General features: G+C 63.6%; 14 protein-coding genes. 8 read left to right on the top strand and 6 right to left on the bottom strand.

Annotated features, from left to right (window positions below; genetic code table 11):
* Positions 1 to 123: 123 nt before the first annotated feature.
* Positions 124 to 1158 carry a fatty acid desaturase gene (locus AB9K35_RS21475; RefSeq protein WP_369929306.1) on the top strand — a complete coding sequence of 345 codons (1035 nt, stop codon included), beginning with the start codon at positions 124 to 126 and terminating at the stop codon, positions 1156 to 1158.
* 181 nt (positions 1159 to 1339) lie between these two features.
* Entirely contained in the window at positions 1340 to 1942 is a 603-nt protein-coding gene (locus AB9K35_RS21470; protein WP_222453142.1) for a L,D-transpeptidase, read from the top strand.
* A 137-nt stretch (positions 1943 to 2079) separates the two neighbouring features.
* Here AB9K35_RS21470 and AB9K35_RS21465 read toward each other — a convergent pair whose 3' ends face one another.
* Entirely contained in the window at positions 2080 to 3909 is a 1830-nt protein-coding gene (locus AB9K35_RS21465; RefSeq protein WP_369929303.1) for a UDP-N-acetylglucosamine-peptide N-acetylglucosaminyltransferase, read from the bottom strand.
* 233 nt (positions 3910 to 4142) lie between these two features.
* Here AB9K35_RS21465 and AB9K35_RS21460 point away from each other — a divergent pair, with 233 nt between their 5' ends.
* From AB9K35_RS21460 to AB9K35_RS21440, 5 genes are all read left to right on the top strand, one after another.
* Positions 4143 to 5282: an acyl-CoA dehydrogenase family protein gene (locus AB9K35_RS21460; protein ID WP_369929301.1), complete on the top strand. Its 1140-nt coding sequence runs from the start codon at positions 4143 to 4145 to the stop codon at positions 5280 to 5282.
* Positions 5283 to 5354: 72 nt separating this feature from the next.
* On the top strand, positions 5355 to 6401 hold the full coding sequence (locus tag AB9K35_RS21455; protein WP_369929299.1) for an enoyl-CoA hydratase/isomerase family protein: 1047 nt from the start codon (positions 5355 to 5357) through the stop codon (positions 6399 to 6401).
* Complete coding sequence (gene mmsB / locus AB9K35_RS21450) at positions 6398 to 7270, top strand: 3-hydroxyisobutyrate dehydrogenase (RefSeq protein ID WP_222453146.1); 873 nt, start codon at positions 6398 to 6400, stop codon at positions 7268 to 7270. Before AB9K35_RS21455 ends, mmsB begins: the two co-directional genes overlap by 4 nt.
* A gap of 184 nt (positions 7271 to 7454) precedes the next feature.
* A complete protein-coding gene (locus tag AB9K35_RS21445) occupies positions 7455 to 9032 on the top strand; it encodes a choice-of-anchor L domain-containing protein (RefSeq protein WP_369929296.1) in 1578 nt (525 codons plus the stop codon).
* A 98-nt stretch (positions 9033 to 9130) separates the two neighbouring features.
* Positions 9131 to 9529: a hypothetical protein gene (locus AB9K35_RS21440; RefSeq protein WP_369929294.1), complete on the top strand. Its 399-nt coding sequence runs from the start codon at positions 9131 to 9133 to the stop codon at positions 9527 to 9529.
* 226 nt (positions 9530 to 9755) lie between these two features.
* On the opposite strand, the gene uvrA is transcribed toward AB9K35_RS21440, so the two are convergent.
* The 3 genes from uvrA to lpdA form a co-directional block, all read right to left on the bottom strand.
* Entirely contained in the window at positions 9756 to 12614 is a 2859-nt protein-coding gene (gene uvrA / locus AB9K35_RS21435) for an excinuclease ABC subunit UvrA (protein WP_369929292.1), read from the bottom strand.
* Between the two features lie 162 nt (positions 12615 to 12776).
* On the bottom strand, positions 12777 to 13952 hold the full coding sequence (locus tag AB9K35_RS21430; protein WP_369929290.1) for an MFS transporter: 1176 nt from the start codon (positions 13950 to 13952) through the stop codon (positions 12777 to 12779).
* Positions 13953 to 14055: 103 nt separating this feature from the next.
* Positions 14056 to 15450: a dihydrolipoyl dehydrogenase gene (gene lpdA / locus AB9K35_RS21425; protein ID WP_222453150.1), complete on the bottom strand. Its 1395-nt coding sequence runs from the start codon at positions 15448 to 15450 to the stop codon at positions 14056 to 14058.
* 194 nt (positions 15451 to 15644) lie between these two features.
* Here lpdA and AB9K35_RS21420 point away from each other — a divergent pair, with 194 nt between their 5' ends.
* Positions 15645 to 16067, top strand: coding sequence for a hypothetical protein (locus tag AB9K35_RS21420; protein ID WP_369929288.1), 423 nt, complete (start codon positions 15645 to 15647; stop codon positions 16065 to 16067).
* Between the two features lie 6 nt (positions 16068 to 16073).
* Here AB9K35_RS21420 and AB9K35_RS21415 read toward each other — a convergent pair whose 3' ends face one another.
* Both AB9K35_RS21415 and AB9K35_RS21410 read right to left on the bottom strand, forming a co-directional pair.
* Positions 16074 to 16529: a GFA family protein gene (locus AB9K35_RS21415; protein WP_369929286.1), complete on the bottom strand. Its 456-nt coding sequence runs from the start codon at positions 16527 to 16529 to the stop codon at positions 16074 to 16076.
* A gap of 183 nt (positions 16530 to 16712) precedes the next feature.
* The gene (locus tag AB9K35_RS21410) at positions 16713 to 17291 is read right to left on the bottom strand and encodes a DUF924 family protein (RefSeq protein WP_222453153.1); all 579 of its coding nucleotides are present in this window, start codon (positions 17289 to 17291) and stop codon (positions 16713 to 16715) included.
* Between the last annotated feature and the right edge of the window lie 139 nt (positions 17292 to 17430).

The following is a 17430-nucleotide window of genomic DNA, read 5'->3' as shown; positions in this document are numbered from 1 at the left end:
CGATCCGGGCACCTGCAACATCCCGCGCACGTGCGCCGCTTTTGTCAGAAATTCCGTCTTTTTTACTTGCTCCACGCGGCAACTCGTCTATCCGGACGGTAACAGAACTATAACGGCAGGCGCATGAGCATTTCCACGACCACGAAACAGGCCACCCCGGCCACCAAATCCGCACGCGACTGGGTCAAGATCCTGGCCAAGTACCGGGACCCGAACCCCTGGCGCAGCGCCTTTGAACTGTTGGTCACCGTGGTGCCATTCCTGCTGCTGTGGGCCCTGGCCTGGTGGTCCCTGTCAGTCAGCTACTGGCTGACACTGGCAATCTCGGTGCTGATCGCCGCTTTCCTGTTGCGCCTGTTCACCATCCAGCACGACTGCGGCCACGGCTCGTTCTTTTCCAACCGCCACCTCAGCGATTGGGTGGGCCGCACCATCGGGGTTCTGACGCTGACGCCCTATGACGTCTGGCGCCGCACCCATTCGATCCACCACAGCACCCACGGCAACCTCGGCAAGCGCGGCATGGGCGATATTCACACCATGACCGTCGCGGAATACCGGGCCGAAGGGCGCTGGGGGCGGCTGATGTACCGGCTGTACCGCCATCCCGTCACCCTGTTCGGCATCGGGCCGGGCTATCTGTTCTTCCTGCAGAACCGCCTGCCCTACGGGCTGATGGGACAAAGCCGCTACTGGATCAGCGCCATGGGAACCAATCTGGCCATCCTCTCGGCCCTGTCGCTGATCTGGTATTTTGGTGGCCTTGCCCCGATCCTGCTGATCTTCCTGCCCGCAACCCTCCTGGCCGCCACCGCCGGTCTGTGGCTGTTCTATGTGCAGCACCAGTTCGAAACCACCCAGTGGGAGCAGGACGCGGACTGGCAGCTGCATGATGCGGCGCTGCACGGCAGCTCGCATTACGTGCTGCCGCCGGTCCTGCAGTGGCTGAGCGCCAACATCGGTATCCACCATGTGCACCACCTCTACAGCCGGATCCCGTTCTACCGCCTGACCGAGGTGCTGCGCGACCATGGGGAACTGGCCGAGGGCAACCGGATGACCATCCGTGAAAGCCTGGCGAACGCCCGCCTGCATCTTTGGGACGAAGACAGCAAGCGCCTGCTGTCCTTTGCCCAGGCGCGCCAGCTTTACAGCTGACATCACACCACTGCCGACGCGACACCGCCGCGTCGGCAGAAAGCCGCCAGAAACGGCACACACACGCAAACACATACACGTGATCACCCCTTTTTAGCCCTTCGCACGGGCTAGGAAATTCCGCGCACATGGCTATCTTGCGGCGATGAACGTGAACGAATGACTGAGGGTTGAGGACACCATGAGCAGATCTCCCATCACCCGCCGCGCCACCCTTCTGGGGTTGGGCGCCACCCTGGCCACCCCGGCGCTGCTGCGGGCACAATCGACCGATGCCTTCCCGCAGAACGAACCGGCAATCCGCGAGGAGATCCCGGTACAGCGCAATATTTCCGCCTTCAAGCAGCAGGACTGGCGCGACCACTTTGACGAGCTGGGCGTCGGCTGTCTGCTGGCCGACATCTCCTCCCGTGCGCTGCACTACTGGGGCGGCGATGGCGTCACATATCGCCTGTACCCGTCGTCGGTCCCGATGAGCGAGGAGCTGACCCGCCGCGGATATTCCCGCATCGTGCGCAAACGCGAAAACCCAAGCTGGACCCCGACCCAGAACATGCGAGAACGCGATCCCACCCTGCCGCAGCGCATCGAAGGCGGCGTGCCGGGCAACCCGCTGGGAACGCGGGCCATGTATCTCGACTGGCCGGCCTACCTGGTGCATGGCACCCATGACACCCGCAAGATCGGGCGGCAAAGCTCCTCGGGCTGCATCGGCCTTTACAACCAGCATGTCGAGGAACTCTACGAGCTGGTCCAGATCGGCACCCAGGTGCGGCTGCTGTAACCTCGACGCACTGGTCATAGATCGCCACGAACGGCGCCCATCCGTGCGGCGCAAGTGAAGTCAAATAAGGGGGCGTGCATCGGCTGCACGCCCCCCTTTTTATTAGTTAAACTGCCATTCCGCCGCCAAGGAGGCCATCAGCGCAGGCTCAGGTGGTCCGGCTTCAGTCCCACATTGAACCGCTGCAGCGCTTTTTCCATGAGCGCCTCGAAATTCCGGGTGAATGTCTCGGTGTCATACAGCGGGCCGGTCTCGATCCCCTGCTTCAGGCGGGCCTTCACGTCCGCCAGGTAGTCGGGATCACGGGCCAGCTTCAGGGCCAGTGCCTGGTACTGCTGGGTGGTCGGTGCCGCCACTTCCGGAAGCCCCACCGCGTTCACGAGGCTGGTCGCCACCCGTGCGGCGAACTGCTTGCCCGTCTTTGTCACCACCGGCACCCCGGCCCACAGCGCGTCACTCGCGGTGGTATGGGCGTTGACCGCAAAGGCATCCAGGAAGACATCCGCCAGCGCCAGACGCGCCAGGTGATCCTTTTGCGCGGCAAACCCTGCAAACACGATACGTTCGGGACCGATACCGCGCCGCTTGGCCTCTTTCAGGATGTTCTTCCGGGTCTTTTCAACCGGCGCGTAGAACCACAACACGCTGCCCGGCACTCGATCCAGCAACTTCATCCAGACATCGAATTCGTCGGGCGAGACCTTGTACGGGCTGTTGAAGGAACAGAACACAAAGGCTTCCTCGGGCAAGCCGACGTCCGCCCGCGTGGGCCTCTGCCCGGAGGCCTCGCGCAGGTCGTCATTGGGCTGATAACAGTCCGGCATGTAGAGGATCTTTTCGCTGTAGTACTTGCGCAGCGACTCCGGGATGATGTGCGGATCCGCGACGAGATAGTCCATCTCGTCCATGCCGGTCGTGCCCGGATAGCCCAGATAGCTCACATGGACCGGTGCGAGGCGGTTGTTGAAGATATTGAGCCGGTTGCCCTTGGTATAGCCCTTCAGGTCGATGGCGATGTCCAGCCCGTCTTCACGTGCAAGCCGGGCGATGTCGTCGTTCTGCAGGCTGGCCACCTGGCGGTAGACATCCGCGGCCTTCTCCGCCCGCAGACGGCCCTCCTGCTGGTTGGGATCGCCGTAGTCGTAGATGAAGATTTCAAAACGCTCGCGGTCATGAAGCTCCAGCTGGCGTCCCATCAGGAACATGGTGGCGTGATCGAAAAAGTCGTTGGAGAAATAACCAAGCCGGATCTTGCGCCCCTCGGCCCGCGGCCTCTCGAACTCGCATTGATCCGCAGTGGTCTTTTCCAGCTGCGCCACCTTGACGGAAAACTTCTTTTGCAGGCCGGGGTCATCGGTCATCGACAGAAAGGAGAACGGGTCGATGCAGACCTCGGTCTTGCGGAACACCCGAATGCGTTTTTCCCGGTTGCCAAGATCGGTCCAGTCACAGCTGCGACGCCGCAGGTAGATCAGGCGCGCGAGGGCCGTGGCATTGTTCGGGTCAAACTGCACCGCCGCCGCGAAATAGTTGATCGCCTCTTCATCCTGCCCCAGCCTCTTCAGATAGCTGCCGATGTAAGACAGGCTTTGCGAGTTGGACGGGTCCAGCTTCAACGCGTCGATATGCGCCAGAATGGCCTGCTCGTGTTTGCCCATCATCTCGAGCACTTCGCCGAGGGAGGCATAGAGCAGCCGGTTCTTGTCATCCAGTTTCAGCGCTTCACGCAGGAGGTACTCGGCATCCTTGTACTGACGTTTCAAGCCCAGTTCCCGCGCGCGCCGGTGCAAGGCCAGCGCCTGTTCCCTTGGCGAGCCGGCGGTCTGCTTTACCATACCGCACCGCATCGACAGCGCCAGGTCCGCCCGCGCGTTGCCCGCGACCGCCTCTGCAAAGGCCTGCTTGGTTTTGTCCCTGCCGCCAGCGCCCGCGGTTGCCAGAAAATGCTGCGCCCCAGAATTCGACACTGCGTCTACTCCTTTTGGAATGTCTTGGCAGGATTCCCCTGCGCGTGGTCCGTTTGCAGCCGACTGTCGCGTAAAGGGGTTAATTTTCCCCTCACCAACTTCGCCCCACTTGCCTGCCCTGCTGTGGTATTGCTGCACGGCGGCTTTGCATTTGCGCAGGTTGCTTCACCTCGCTGCGACAGCTATTAAATTAACAACCGTTCAATTCATCAGGCCCAGGGGAGGAGCTGCACATGGATTTCGCGCTGACGGAGGAACAACAGGCCATCTTTGACATGGCGCTGGCCTTTGGCCAGGAAAACATCGCCCCCCATTCCCGCCAGTGGGAGAAGGACGGAACCATCCCCAAATCGCTGTGGCCGCAGCTGGCCGAACTCGGTTTTGGCGGGCTTTACGTGTCCGAGGACTACGGCGGAACAGGCTTGTCACGGCTGGATGCCGCGCTGGTCTTCCAAGCGCTGGCAATGGCCGATCCAGCGGTTGGCTCCTTCCTGTCGATCCACAACATGTGCGGCGGCATGATCGACAAGTTCGGCTCGGAAGAGACCAAGCAGAAATGGCTGCCCGCCTTGTGCTCGATGGAAAAGGTCTTTTCCTACTGCCTGACCGAACCCGGCTCCGGCTCTGACGCCGCGGCGCTGAAAACCCGCGCCGAGCGGACCAACGAAGGCTACGTGCTGAACGGCACCAAGGCGTTCATCTCCGGCGGCTCCTATTCGGACGCCTACGTCGTGATGTGCCGCACCGGCGGCGATGGCCCCAAGGGCATCTCAACCGTGGTGGTCGAGGATGGCACACCAGGTCTCAGCTTTGGCGCGCTGGAGGACAAGATGGGCTGGAAGGCCCAGCCCACCTCGCAGGTGCAGTTCGACGATTGCGCCATTCCCGCCGACAACCTGATCGGCGAAGAGGGCAAGGGCTTTACCTACGCGATGGCAGGTCTTGACGGAGGTCGGCTGAACATTTCCGCCGGTGCCCTGGGCGGCGCCCAGGCGGCGCTGGACCAGACCGTGCAATACATGTCCGAGCGCAAGGCCTTTGGCAAATCCATCAACCAGTTTCAGGCACTGCAGTTCCGGCTGGCCGAATATGAAACCAGGCTGCAGGCGGCCCGCACCTTCCTGCGCCAGGCGGCGTGGAAACTGGACAACGGCGCGCATGATGCGACCAAGTTCTGCGCGATGGCCAAGCTCATGGTCACCGACACAGCCTTTGATGTCGCCAACGGCTGTCTGCAGCTCCACGGCGGCTATGGCTACCTTGCGGATTACGGCATCGAAAAGATCGTGCGCGACCTGCGGGTGCATCAGATCCTCGAAGGCACCAATGAAATCATGCGGTTGATCGTGGCGCGCCAGATGATCGCGGAGTGATCCGCGCCACCAAGGGCAAACAGCACATCCTGCCCGGCCTGCCGCCGGGCCAGCCAAGGGGAGAGCCTCACCGTGAGTGACATCCACATCCGCAAGCAGGGCTGCGCGGGCCGCATCACCTTCACCCGCCCCAAGGCCCTCAATGCGCTGAGCTATGATATGTGCATGGCGATCGACACCGCCCTGCGCGACTGGGCCGGGGATGAGAGCGTAAAACTGGTGGTGATCGACGCAGAGGGCGAGAAAGCCTTCTGCGCAGGCGGCGACATTGCCGAACTCTACGAGACCGGCACCAAGGGCGATTTCGACTACGGCCGCCGGTTCTGGCGCGACGAATACCGGGTCAACGCGCGCATCTTTGAATACAAGAAGCCGATCATCAGCTTCATGCAGGGGTTCACCATGGGCGGCGGTGTCGGCATCGGCTGCCACGGCACCCACCGGGTGGTGGGCGAAAGCAGCCAGATCGCCATGCCCGAAACCGGCATCGGCCTGGTCCCGGACGTGGGCGGCTCGCTGATGCTGGCGCTGGCGCCCGACCATCTGGGCGAATACCTCGGCCTGACGGCGGCGCGCATGGGGGCGGATGATGCGATCCTCGCAGGCTTTGCCGACTATTTCATTCCGCAGGAGCAATGGCCTGCCCTGATCGCCACGCTCGAAGAAACCGGTCGCGCCGCCGCAGTGGAGGCCGCCGCCCAACCGGCCCCGGCAGGCAAGCTGCGCGAGCAGCGCGTCGAGATCGCGACGCATTTCTCCCACGCCAGCCTGGCGGAGATTCACGAAAGCCTCAGCGCCGCGGACAGCGGCCTTGCGCAAGCGGCACTGAAATCGCTGAACCGCAACGCGCCCTTGTCGATGGCCTGCACGCTTGAGATGCTGCACCGTCTGCGCGCCGAAGGCCCGGCGATCCGCCGCGCGCTGGACCTGGAATACCGCTATACTTACCGCGCCATGGAACACAGCGATTTTCTCGAGGGCGTCCGCGCCCAGATCATCGACAAGGACCGCAACCCGAACTGGCGGCACGAGGGGCTGGAGGTGCCCGCCGCCGAGGTTCAGGCGCTGCTGGCGCCCCTGGGGGCGGATGAGCTGACATTTGAGGAGGACAACACATGAAGATCGGATTCATCGGCCTGGGCAACATGGGCGGCCCGATGGCGGCGAACCTCGCCAAGGCGGGCCATGAGGTCACCGGCTTTGACATGGCCGCGGTCGAGATCGATGGCGTCACAATGGCCGATTCCGGGGCGGCAGCCGCCACCGGTGCCGACGTTGTCATCACCATGCTGCCCAACGGCGCCATCCTGCGGCATGTCGCGGCAGAAGTCATCCCGGCGATGACCAAGGGCGCGGCGCTGGTCGATTGCTCCACCGTCGACGTCGACTCCGCCCGCGCAGTGGCGCAGCAGGCGGCAGACGCCGGGCTGCTGTTTGTCGACGCGCCGGTCTCCGGCGGCATCGGCGGCGCGGCAGGCGGCACGCTGACCTTCATGGCCGGCGGCACCGCCGAAGCCTTTGCCGCAGCGGAACCGCTATTCGACATCATGGGCCAGAAGGCCGTGCATTGCGGCGAGGCGGGCGCAGGCCAGGCCGCCAAGATCTGCAACAACATGATCCTTGGCGTCACCATGATCGCCACCTGCGAGGCCTTTGCGCTGGCCGACAAGCTGGGTCTCGACCGCCAGAAGATGTTCGACGTGGTCTCCACCTCCTCCGGTTACAGCTGGTCGATGAATGCCTATTGCCCGGCCCCGGGCGTCGGCCCGCAGTCGCCCGCCGACAACGGCTATCAGCCAGGTTTCGCCGCCGAGCTGATGCTGAAGGACCTGGGCCTCAGCCAGCAGGCCGCCGAAAGCGCCGATGCCGACACCCCGATGGGCCAGCTGGCGATGGAACTCTACAAGCGCTTCGTCGAAGACGAAGGCGGCAAGGGCAAGGACTTCTCGGCCATGCTGCCCCGCTTTTCCGAGCGCGGCCGGAGCTGACACTCAACGACACTGACCCAACAGCCAAGGCACCGGTTTTCGGTTGCCTTGGCCAAAGTTGACGCCACGTCCCGCCCCTCGGCAGGCGGGACGGGCCGCAAGTTGCCACAATTTCGACTAGAATCTTTAATATTCCTTACTACATAGGCCCGACATTTTGGCCTATCCGGGAAGGAGTAACGGCATGGCAACGGCAACCGAGCTTGACATCAACACGAACGCCACCGCCCTCCAGATGGCGGAGGAAATCTTCGGTGCGGGTGTCCAGATCGAGGATGCCACCTACCGCGGCGACGCGCAGTCCTCGGGGATCTACAGCGGCGCCGACAGCGCCACGCCCGGCGTCGCGCCAGCCGATACCGGTGTAATCCTCTCCACCGGCCATGCACGCGACTTCACCAACAATTCCGGCACCAGCAACACCAACGAGAGCGACAACACCAGCACCAACACCAACGGCGTCGACAATGACGCCGATTTCAATGCGCTCGCCGGTGTCAGAACCCGGGACGCCGCCTTCCTCGAAGTGGACTTCATTCCCGAAGGCGACCTGCTGACGCTCGACTTCGTGCTGTCCTCCGAGGAATACCCGGAATTTGCCAATTCCCAGTACAACGACGTGATCGGCGTCTGGGTCAACGGCGTCGAGGCGCAGGTGTCCATCGGCAACGGCAAGGCCTCGATCGGCAATATCAACCAAGGGACCGCCGAAAACGTCTATGTCGACAATACGAGCGATCAGTACAACACCGAGATGGACGGCTTCACCATCACCCTCACGTTCGTCGCCCCGGTGAACGTCGGCGAGGTCAACTCGCTCAAGATCGGTGTCGCCGATGTCGCCGACAGCAATTACGACACCAATCTTCTGGTCGCGGGCGGTTCCGTGCAAACCGGCGTGGTGGCGCAGGACGACGAGGCCGAATTCGCAGTCGGCAAGACCCGGACCCTCGATGTTCTGGAAAACGACAGCGATGCCTCCGGCGGCGTGCTCACCATCACCCATATCAACGGCCAGCCGGTCGCAGCCGGTGACACCGTCACCCTTTCAACCGGTCAGGAGATCACGCTGAACGCGGATGGCACCTTCACAGTGGTCACCGATGCGGATCTCGAAACCGTCCATTTCACCTACACCGCCGAAAACGATCAGGGCAATTCCGACACCGGCCTGGTCAAGCTGACACAGACCGTCCCCTGCTTTCTGCACGGCACCATGATCCGCGTCCCCGGCGGCGAAGTCCCGGTGCAGGACCTGCGTCCGGGCATGCAGGTCATGACCTATGACCACGGCCCGCAAACCCTGCGGTGGATCGGCCGCAGACGCGTCACCTGCACGCCGGACACCACCCCGATCCGCTTTGCCCCCGGCAGCTGCGGCAACGACCGCCCGCTGCTCGTGTCGCCGCAACACCGGATGTTGCTGCGTGGCAATCGCGCGGAAATGCTGTTCGGCACGCCGGAGGTCCTCGTCAAGGCGAAGGACATGGTTGACGATCATGCCATTCGCCCGGCCACGGATCTGGCCGAGGTCGAATATTTCCACCTCCTGTTCGGATGCCACCAGCTGCTGTGGGCCAACGGCGCACTCAGCGAGAGCTACCAACCCGGACCCGAAAGCGCGACAGGCTTTGATGCGGCCACCTTGGGCGAAATCCAGACCCTTTTCCCCGAGCTCTGCCCAGACACCGGACGTGGCTATGGCCCCTCTGTGCGCCCGGCCCTGCGCAGCTTCGAAGCGCGGCTTCTTGCCGCCGCCTGACCAGCAACCGGCGGCGTGCCGCCGGCGTCAAATTCTTCCCCTTGGAAATTGCGCAGGCCCGGATATGTGAAGGGCAGTGCAACAAGGAACCGTTGTTCATGGTAGCCCGTCATTTTGTTTCCCTTCTCCTCCTCGCTGCGGCCTCGGCCGTGATCGTTCCCCTGACCGCGGGATATGGCTCCGGCTCGGATGCCGACACCCGCGCCGCGAAGCCCAGTGCCCAGCCCATCGCGGCCACCGACCAGGCCGTCGCCACCGCCTGCCCCGGTGGCCTGCAACGCCAGGGCGGACGCTGCGCGCCGCACGGCCAGATCCGCAAGTTCTACCGCCGCGGCGACCGCATCGTCGAAGACTACCTGTGGATCCGCAGCCCCGGCGACTGGGCGCCGGACCCCTACGGCAGCTACGTGCAGGCCGGTGGCTATGTGTACCAGGTCAACCGCGAGACCCAGAACGTGCTGCGACTGGTCGGTGCCATGGACAAGCTGTCGAACTGACACCGCCCCTGCCCGCGTCCCGGGCGCGCACCCAACGACGCCAAGCTGCCGCCCCCGCGGCAGCTTGCACACCCCGGTACAGCACAGCCCCGAGCCGCGCAGGAAACTGCGCCGCCCCCTGTTCACCTTTGGAAAAATACTCCGGGGTGAATTGGCCGAAGGCCAAGAGGGGCAGCGCCCCTCTACCTTCACCCCACTGGCCCGACCTACGCGCAGGCCCCGACCGCTACTCCGCCGCGACCTTTCGGGCCGCGAGGATATCCTTGAGATAGCGCCCGGTGTGGCTGCGCGGCTCCTCTGCCACCGCTTCCGGCGTGCCCGCCGCGACGATCTCACCGCCGCCGTCGCCGCCCTCGGGACCGATATCGATGATCCAGTCCGCGGTCTTGATCACATCCAGGTTATGCTCGATCACCACGACCGAATTGCCCTGCTCGACCAGCTCGTGCAGCACCTCCAGCAGCTTCTTCACATCCTCGAAATGCAGGCCGGTCGTCGGCTCGTCCAGAATGTAGAGCGTCCGCCCGGTCGAGCGTTTCGACAGTTCCTTGGACAGCTTCACCCGCTGCGCCTCGCCGCCCGACAGCGTCGTCGCCTGCTGGCCGACCTTGATATAACCAAGGCCCACCCGCATCAGCGCATCCATCTTGTCCCGGATCGCGGGCACCGCCTGGAAGAACGCCTGCGCATCCTCCACCGTCATGTCCAGCACATCGGCGATGCTCTTGCCCTTGAACTTGATCTCCAGCGTTTCGCGGTTGTAGCGGGCACCGTTGCAGGTCTCGCAGGTGACGTAAACGTCGGGCAGGAAATGCATTTCCACTTTCAGCACGCCGTCACCCTGGCAGGCCTCGCAGCGGCCGCCCTTGACGTTGAAGCTGAACCGCCCCGGCTTGTAGCCGCGGGTCTTGGCCTCCGGCAGGCCGGCAAACCATTCCCGGATCGGGGTGAAGGCGCCGGTATAGGTCGCGGGGTTCGACCGCGGCGTGCGCCCGATCGGGCGCTGGTCGATGTCGATCACCTTGTCCAGGTGCTCCAGCCCCTTGATGCTTTCGCAGGGCGCAGGCGTCTGGCGGGCACCGTTCAGCCGCATCGAGGCGGTCTTGAACAGGGTTTCGATCGTCAGCGTCGACTTGCCACCACCGGAAACCCCGGTGACGCAGACGAACTTGCCCAGCGGGAATTCCGCCGTGACATCCTTCAGGTTGTTGCCGGTGGCCTTCACCACCTTGATCTTCTTCTTGTTGCCCTTGCGACGCTTGCTGGGCACCGGGATCTCGCGAGTGCCCGCCAGATACTGCCCGGTGATCGAGTTGCTGTCGGAGGCGATCTGCTGCGGCGTGCCGTGACTCACGACCTCGCCGCCGTGCACCCCGGCGCCGGGCCCGATGTCAAACACGTAATCCGCCTGGCGGATCATGTCCTCGTCATGCTCGACCACGATCACCGTGTTGCCCTGGTCCCGCAGGTTCTTCAGCGTGGTGATCAGGCGGTCATTGTCGCGCTGGTGCAGACCGATGGACGGTTCGTCCAGCACATAGAGCACGCCCGTCAGACCCGAGCCGATCTGGCTGGCCAGACGGATCCGCTGGCTTTCGCCGCCCGACAGGGTGCCGGATGAACGTGACAGCGTAAGGTATTCAAGTCCCACGTTATTCAGGAAACCGAGACGCTCGCGGATTTCCTTTACGATGGCGCGGGCGATCTCTTGCTTCTGCTGACTCAGGTGGTTCGGCACATCCTCGATCCAGGCCAGCGCCTCGCGGATCGACAGCTGCACCACCTGCCCGATATGCACGCCCGCGATCTTCACCGCCAGCGCCTCGTCGCGCAGACGGTAGCCCTCGCAGTGATGGCAGGGACGGTTGTTCTGGTAGCGCTCGAACTCCTCGCGGATCCAGTTGGAATCCGTCTCGCGGTAGCGGCGCTCCATGTTTGGGATCACACCTTCGAAGCTGCGTTCAACCTGGTAAACGCGCCCCCCCTCGTCGTAGCGGAACTGGATTTCCTCATCACCGGAGCCGTAAAGGAACACCTGCTGCACATGCTTTGGCAGGTCTTTCCAGGCAGTGTTCTTGTCAAACTCGTAGTGCCGCGCGATGGCTTCGATGGTCTGCAGGAAATAGGGCGACTTGCCCTTGCGCCAGGGCGCCAGCGCGCCGTCATAGACCTTGAGGCTCTGGTCCGGCACCACCAGCCGCTCGTCAAAGAACAGCTCGACGCCGAGGCCATCGCACTCCGGGCAGGCCCCGAAGGGCGCGTTGAAGGAAAACAGCCGCGGCTCTATCTCCGGGATGGTGAAGCCGCTGACCGGACAAGCAAAATTCTCGCTGAAGGTAATCCGCTCAGGCTCGCCCTCGCGCGGGGCGGTCTCCAGGATGGCGATGCCGTCGGCCAGATCCAGCGCGGTGCGCAAGCTGTCCGCCAGCCGCGTCTCCAGCCCCTCGCGCACCACCAGGCGGTCGACCACAACGTCGATGTCATGGCGGAACTTCTTGTCCAGCGTCGGCGGCTCGTCCAGCTCGTAGAACTCGCCGTCCACTTTCACCCGCTGGAAGCCCTGCTTGCGCAGCTCCAGCATCTCTTTCTTGTACTCGCCCTTGCGGTCGCGCACGATCGGCGCCAACAGATAGCCGCGGGTGCCCTCCTCCAGCGTCATGATCCGGTCGACCATGTCCTGCACCTGCTGCGCCTCGATCGGCTGGCCGGTGGCGGGGCTGTAGGGGGTGCCTGCGCGGGCAAACAGCAGGCGCAGGTAGTCGTAGATCTCGGTAACCGTGCCAACGGTCGAGCGCGGGTTCTTCGAGGTGGTCTTCTGCTCGATCGAAATCGCCGGAGACAACCCGCTGATGTGATCCACATCCGGCTTTTCCATCATGTCGAGGAACTGCCGCGCATAGGCACTCAGGCTTTCGACATAACGGCGCTGGCCCTCGGCATAGATCGTGTCAAACGCGAGGCTGGATTTGCCCGAGCCCGAAAGGCCGGTGATCACCACCAGCTCATCGCGCGGAATATCCACGTCGATGCTCTTCAGATTGTGCTCGCGCGCGCCGCGCACTTCGATGGATTTCAACTCAGCCATAGTGCCCCCGTACCCGCGCCCGCCAAACCTGCGGCGGACGTCCGCCCTACAGATAGGCAAAGCAATTATAAACGCCAAGCCCCAAATGAGAACATTTCACGAACTCGCAAAAGTTTGCCGCCATCAACTGACAGTTTCCGCCTGCATCCCCGCACCGCGGCGTTACGCGACTGACCGCCTGCGCTGCGCTGCCAGCAGCTGATGCGCAAGGATACCGGCCAAAAACAGCCCGCAGACCACCAGCATCATGCCGCCATAACCCGCCATCCCGACCGCACCCAGCAGCAGCGGGGTGCCGATCACGTTTCCGGCATTTCCAGCTTGCGACATGGCTCCGTTGGCCTCGGCCTGGTCGACGGCGCTGTCGTTCAGATGCGGCACTGCCGCAAAGCTTCCGCTCTGCACGAGACCAAACGCCAAGGCGAGCGCAAGGCAGGCCAGCCAGTCACCCGGCATCCACCACAACCACAGCCCGGCGAGCAGACACAGGCCAAACCCCAGCTGCGCCAAATGCACGGGCGGCATGCGCCAGCGCAGCAGCGCCACCCCCAGCAACATCGACGACAGGATGGAGACCAGCGGGAACGCTCCCATCACGAGCGCCCGCTGCGCCTCGGGCAGATGCGGCGGCAGAACGGTCATCAGCGCAACGAAACAACAGGTGTAGAACAACCAACCCGCTGCAGGTGCCAGTTTGAACGGCGATCGGTAGATCCGCAGATGCAAGCCAGGCAAGGCCGCCAGCGCGGGCAACGGCTGGCGGGACGGCACCGGCAGATCCCGCAGCGCACGATGCAACAGCAGCGCCAGCGCCGCCATCACCCCGGCATGGGCCCCGAACAGCGCAAGCACGCCATGCTCTGCCACCAGTGGCAGCCCCACCCAGTTCAACACCGCAAAGGAGACGCCGAAAAAGGTGCTCCAGATCGTCAACGCCGTGCCCCGGTGGCCCGGGCTGGCCAACAGCGCCATCAGCGTCGGCCCGGCCACCACGATGCCAAGATGCGACATCCCCTCGATCACGCGGGTCAGCAGGAACAGACCATAGGGCAGATGCAGCGCCTGCAACGCGGACATGGCCGCCCCCACCGCCAGCGACCACACAAGCGTGCGCCGAAACCCCAAGGACGCCACGAACAAACCAGCCACGACGCCCAGCAGGATCCCCATCAACCCGGTCATCGACACACTCAGGCTGAGCCATGTCTCGGCACCCGGGTACAGGGCGGCGATCCGGTCGAAGACCACCGAGACCTTGCCGTATTGCGCCGCCGCGCCTAGGCCAGCGGCCCAGACCGCCAGGACCAGCCCCCACCGGGTATTTGCCAAACCGGCCATGTGCAGCGCCTCCCGAAAACAGCAAAAGGCAGGCGCAGCCCGCGCCTGCCTTGCAGAACTTTTCTCGCGTCCCCGCCGCGTCCGCAAGCGGGGATTGCACGGATCACATGTGGATCACGCGATCAAAGGCATCCAGAACGCTTTCGTGCATCATTTCCGACAGGGTCGGATGCGGAAAGACGGTGTTCATCAGGTCTTCCTCGGTGGTTTCCAGCTGGCGGCCCACCACGTAGCCCTGAATCATCTCGGTCACCTCGGCGCCGACCATATGTGCGCCCAGCAGCTCACCGGTCTTGGCGTCGAAGATGGTCTTCACCATGCCCTCGGCCTCTCCCAGCGCGATCGCCTTGCCGTTGCCGATGAAGGGGAAGCGGCCGACCTTGATGTCGTAGCCCAGCTCCTTGGCCTTTGCCTCGGTATAGCCGACCGAGGCCACCTGCGGGTGACAATAGGTGCAGCCCGCGATGCTTTCGGGTTTCACCGGATGCGCGTGCTTGCCCGCGATCAGCTCTGCCACCATCACGCCCTCGTGCGACGCCTTGTGCGCCAGCCAGGGCGCCCCGGCAATGTCGCCAATGGCATAAAGCCCATCAACGCCGGTGCGGCAGTATTCGTCGGTGACAACATGGGTGCGGTCAATCTTGACGCCGAGCTCTTCCAGCCCCAGCCCTTCGACGTTGCCGACGATGCCCACGGCCGAGATCACGGTGTCGAACTCCTGCTTCTCCACCTTGCCGCCGGTCTCGATATGGGCGGTCACCTTGCCCTTGCCGCGGTCCAGCTGCTTGACCATGGCTTTCTCCATGATCTTCATGCCCTGTTTGACAAAGGCCTTCTTGGCAAAGGCGGAGATTTCCGCGTCTTCCACCGGCAGCACCCGGTCCATCACCTCGACCACGGTCGTGTCGGCACCCAGCGTGTTGTAGAAGCTGGCAAATTCGATGCCGATGGCACCAGAGCCGATGACCAGCAGCTTCTTCGGCATCCGCACCGGATCCAGCGCGTGCTTGTAGGTCCAGACCAGATCGCCGTCGGCCTCCAGTCCCGGAAGTTCCCGCGCCCGCGCACCGGTGGCCAGCACGATGTTCTTGGCGGTCAGCTCCTGGCTGCCCTTGTCGGTCTTGACGCTGACCTTGCCCTTGGCGGGGATCGTGGCCTCGCCCATGACGACGTCGATCTTGTTCTTCTTCATCAGGTGGCCGATGCCCGAGGACAGCTGCTTGGCCACCCCGCGCGAGCGCTTCACCACCGCGTCAAGGTCATAGCCGATGTTCTCGGCCTTCAGGCCGAAATCCTTGGCCCGCTCCATCAGGTGGAACACTTCCGAAGAGCGCAGCAGCGCCTTGGTCGGGATACAGCCCCAGTTCAGACAGATGCCCCCCAGGTGCTCGCGCTCGACCACGCAGGTTTTCAGCCCCAACTGTGCAGCCCGAATGGCGGCAACATAGCCCCCCGGTCCTGCCCCGATTACGATCACGTCATAGGTTTGTGCGGCCATGGTGCTCCCTCGCCCCTGAACAGGTTCAAAAAACTAGTTTACCGTTAAACTAATTGCCAGCACACTGCAATCACCCAGTACTGCGGCATTGCAGCAGGGCAAGAATGCCCCAGTTTGCGCTTGGCAGACCTACATTTGCGGGACAGCATAGGCACAATTTTTTCCGGCAATCCACAGATGGACACTAAATTTTCATGGCCCGAATCCTTTTTGATCTTCTCAAGGCCTGCCTCAACGCCACCTTGATCCTGCTGGCGCTGTGCCTGTTCCTGGGCTGGAAGCTGCTGACCGCCACCGAGGGTGTCAGCGCCAATGCCGCCGAAATCGCGCAACAGCTGCAGCCGATGCGCGATGCGGTCCTCAACCTGCAACAGGATGTGGCCGGGTTGCGCGGTGACATGCGTGTGGGCGACGGCCCGCCGCCCTCTGCCCGACTGGCGCGGCTTGAACAGCAGCTGTCAGAGGTGCAGGACCGGCTCGCAGACATCCTGACGCTGCCGCAGCAGGCCGCCGCCAGCGCGGCCCGTGCCGGGGCCTCCGAGCTGGCAGCCCGGCTGATCGCCGCCACACCCGGTCTTGGCGCGGCAGAGACCGGCTGCTTGCCCCCCGGCAGCTGACACGGCTCAGCCCTGCGCCGCGTAGGCTTCCAGAAGCGCGCCGAATTCCTCCATCGGGGGGAAGGCGTCATAGCTGTGCTCGACCGCGACCGAGACCGACGGCAAGCGCGTCGCGGTCCAGGTCTCGATGAAGGGCGTGAACCAGCTGCTGTCCTCGAACATCACCGGCCGGACATTGACGAAGTCGTCAAAGCCGGTAATGCGCGTGAACATCCAGCTCAGGCACTCCGGGCAGCAGAAATGGGTCAACTCCTCGCCCTTTGCGCCGCCCGGCACCGGGTCCCCCTGCACCACCCTGAAGGCCGCAGACGGAAACATCGCAGTCAGGGAAAACGCGCTGGCGGTCATTTTCTGGCAGCCGCGGCAGTGACAGGCGGCGGTCAGCACCGGGGCGGCGGAGGCTTCAATCACGGTGGCACCGCAACGGCAGCTGCCGGTCAGCGGCAGGGGCGGTTTGGACATATTCGGACCTCAACAATCAATTGAAAAAAAATGGGCAAGAGTCTTTGCCGCCCCAGCAATGCAACAGTCGGCGGCCCGACACAATCCTGCCGTGTGGAAATCGCCTGCACCCTACCGGCCCGGAATCAAAAACCGCCGCGCCCGATCCCGGACACGGCGGTCAAAATCATCAGGCGGCTGGCGTCAGCCCGCGGCCTGCACCTGGCGCACGGTTTCCCCGTAGCCCCCCGACATCACATAGTCCCGCTCCGGCGCGGTGCTGGGCCGGTGCAGCGCCTCATTGCGGTAGGGAAAGCGCCCGAACTGGCGGATCACCTCGCGGTGCGCGCGCGCGTGCAGCAGGTTGCTGCCGCCGGTCTCCGGCATCCGCTCCATCATCAGGCGGATGCAGCGTTCCTGGTCGCAGAGGTTCTCGGAATGCATCAGCGGCAGGTAGAAGAACTGCCGCGCCGGCTCATCGATCTTCAGATCCCATTTCTTGTTGATCGCGACCTTGGCCGCAGCCAGCGCCGCCTGGTCGGAAGCGAAGGCGCGCGCCTCGCCTCGGAACATGTTGCGCGGGAACTGGTCCAGCAGGATGATATAGGCCAGCGTGCCACTGGGATAGGTCAGCCAGAAGGAAAACCGCCCGTCGCAGGCCGCCTCCCAGGTGTTGAGAAACTTGTCGCGGATCTTCTGATCCAACTCCTCATCCTGCAGATACCATCCCTTTTCTCCCACCTCATCGAGCCAGAATGAAAGTATCTCTTCGGGACCAGCCATCGGTCTTTTCTCCAAGTGTTTTCCTGACGCCCACAACAGGACATTTTCTGCTGCCTTTACAAGTAACCTTGGGTCACAATTTGCAACAGGCAAGGGCAGCTGCTGAAATAAACCTCACAATCCCGGCGGGTTAGCGCAA

It is taken from the genome of Leisingera sp. XS_AS12, from assembly GCF_041224635.1.
GTDB lineage: Bacteria > Pseudomonadota > Alphaproteobacteria > Rhodobacterales > Rhodobacteraceae > Leisingera.
The sequence above is the reverse complement of the archived record's forward strand: the minus strand, read 5'-3'. Positions and strand labels throughout refer to the sequence as shown.

Bases quoted from the DNA above. Each gene is read 5' to 3' on its own strand.
- AB9K35_RS21475 (WP_369929306.1), top strand. From the start codon at position 124: ATGAGCATTTCCACGACCACGAAACAGGCCACCCCGGCCACCAAATCC.
- AB9K35_RS21470 (WP_222453142.1), top strand. From the start codon at position 1,340: ATGAGCAGATCTCCCATCACCCGCCGCGCCACCCTTCTGGGGTTGGGC.
- AB9K35_RS21460 (WP_369929301.1), top strand. From the start codon at position 4,143: ATGGATTTCGCGCTGACGGAGGAACAACAGGCCATCTTTGACATGGCG.
- mmsB (WP_222453146.1), top strand. From the start codon at position 6,398: ATGAAGATCGGATTCATCGGCCTGGGCAACATGGGCGGCCCGATGGCG.
- AB9K35_RS21445 (WP_369929296.1), top strand. From the start codon at position 7,455: ATGGCAACGGCAACCGAGCTTGACATCAACACGAACGCCACCGCCCTC.
- AB9K35_RS21440 (WP_369929294.1), top strand. From the start codon at position 9,131: ATGGTAGCCCGTCATTTTGTTTCCCTTCTCCTCCTCGCTGCGGCCTCG.
- uvrA (WP_369929292.1), bottom strand. From the start codon at position 12,614: ATGGCTGAGTTGAAATCCATCGAAGTGCGCGGCGCGCGCGAGCACAAT.
- AB9K35_RS21430 (WP_369929290.1), bottom strand. From the start codon at position 13,952: ATGGCCGGTTTGGCAAATACCCGGTGGGGGCTGGTCCTGGCGGTCTGG.
- lpdA (WP_222453150.1), bottom strand. From the start codon at position 15,450: ATGGCCGCACAAACCTATGACGTGATCGTAATCGGGGCAGGACCGGGG.
- AB9K35_RS21420 (WP_369929288.1), top strand. From the start codon at position 15,645: ATGGCCCGAATCCTTTTTGATCTTCTCAAGGCCTGCCTCAACGCCACC.
- AB9K35_RS21415 (WP_369929286.1), bottom strand. From the start codon at position 16,529: ATGTCCAAACCGCCCCTGCCGCTGACCGGCAGCTGCCGTTGCGGTGCC.
- AB9K35_RS21410 (WP_222453153.1), bottom strand. From the start codon at position 17,291: ATGGCTGGTCCCGAAGAGATACTTTCATTCTGGCTCGATGAGGTGGGA.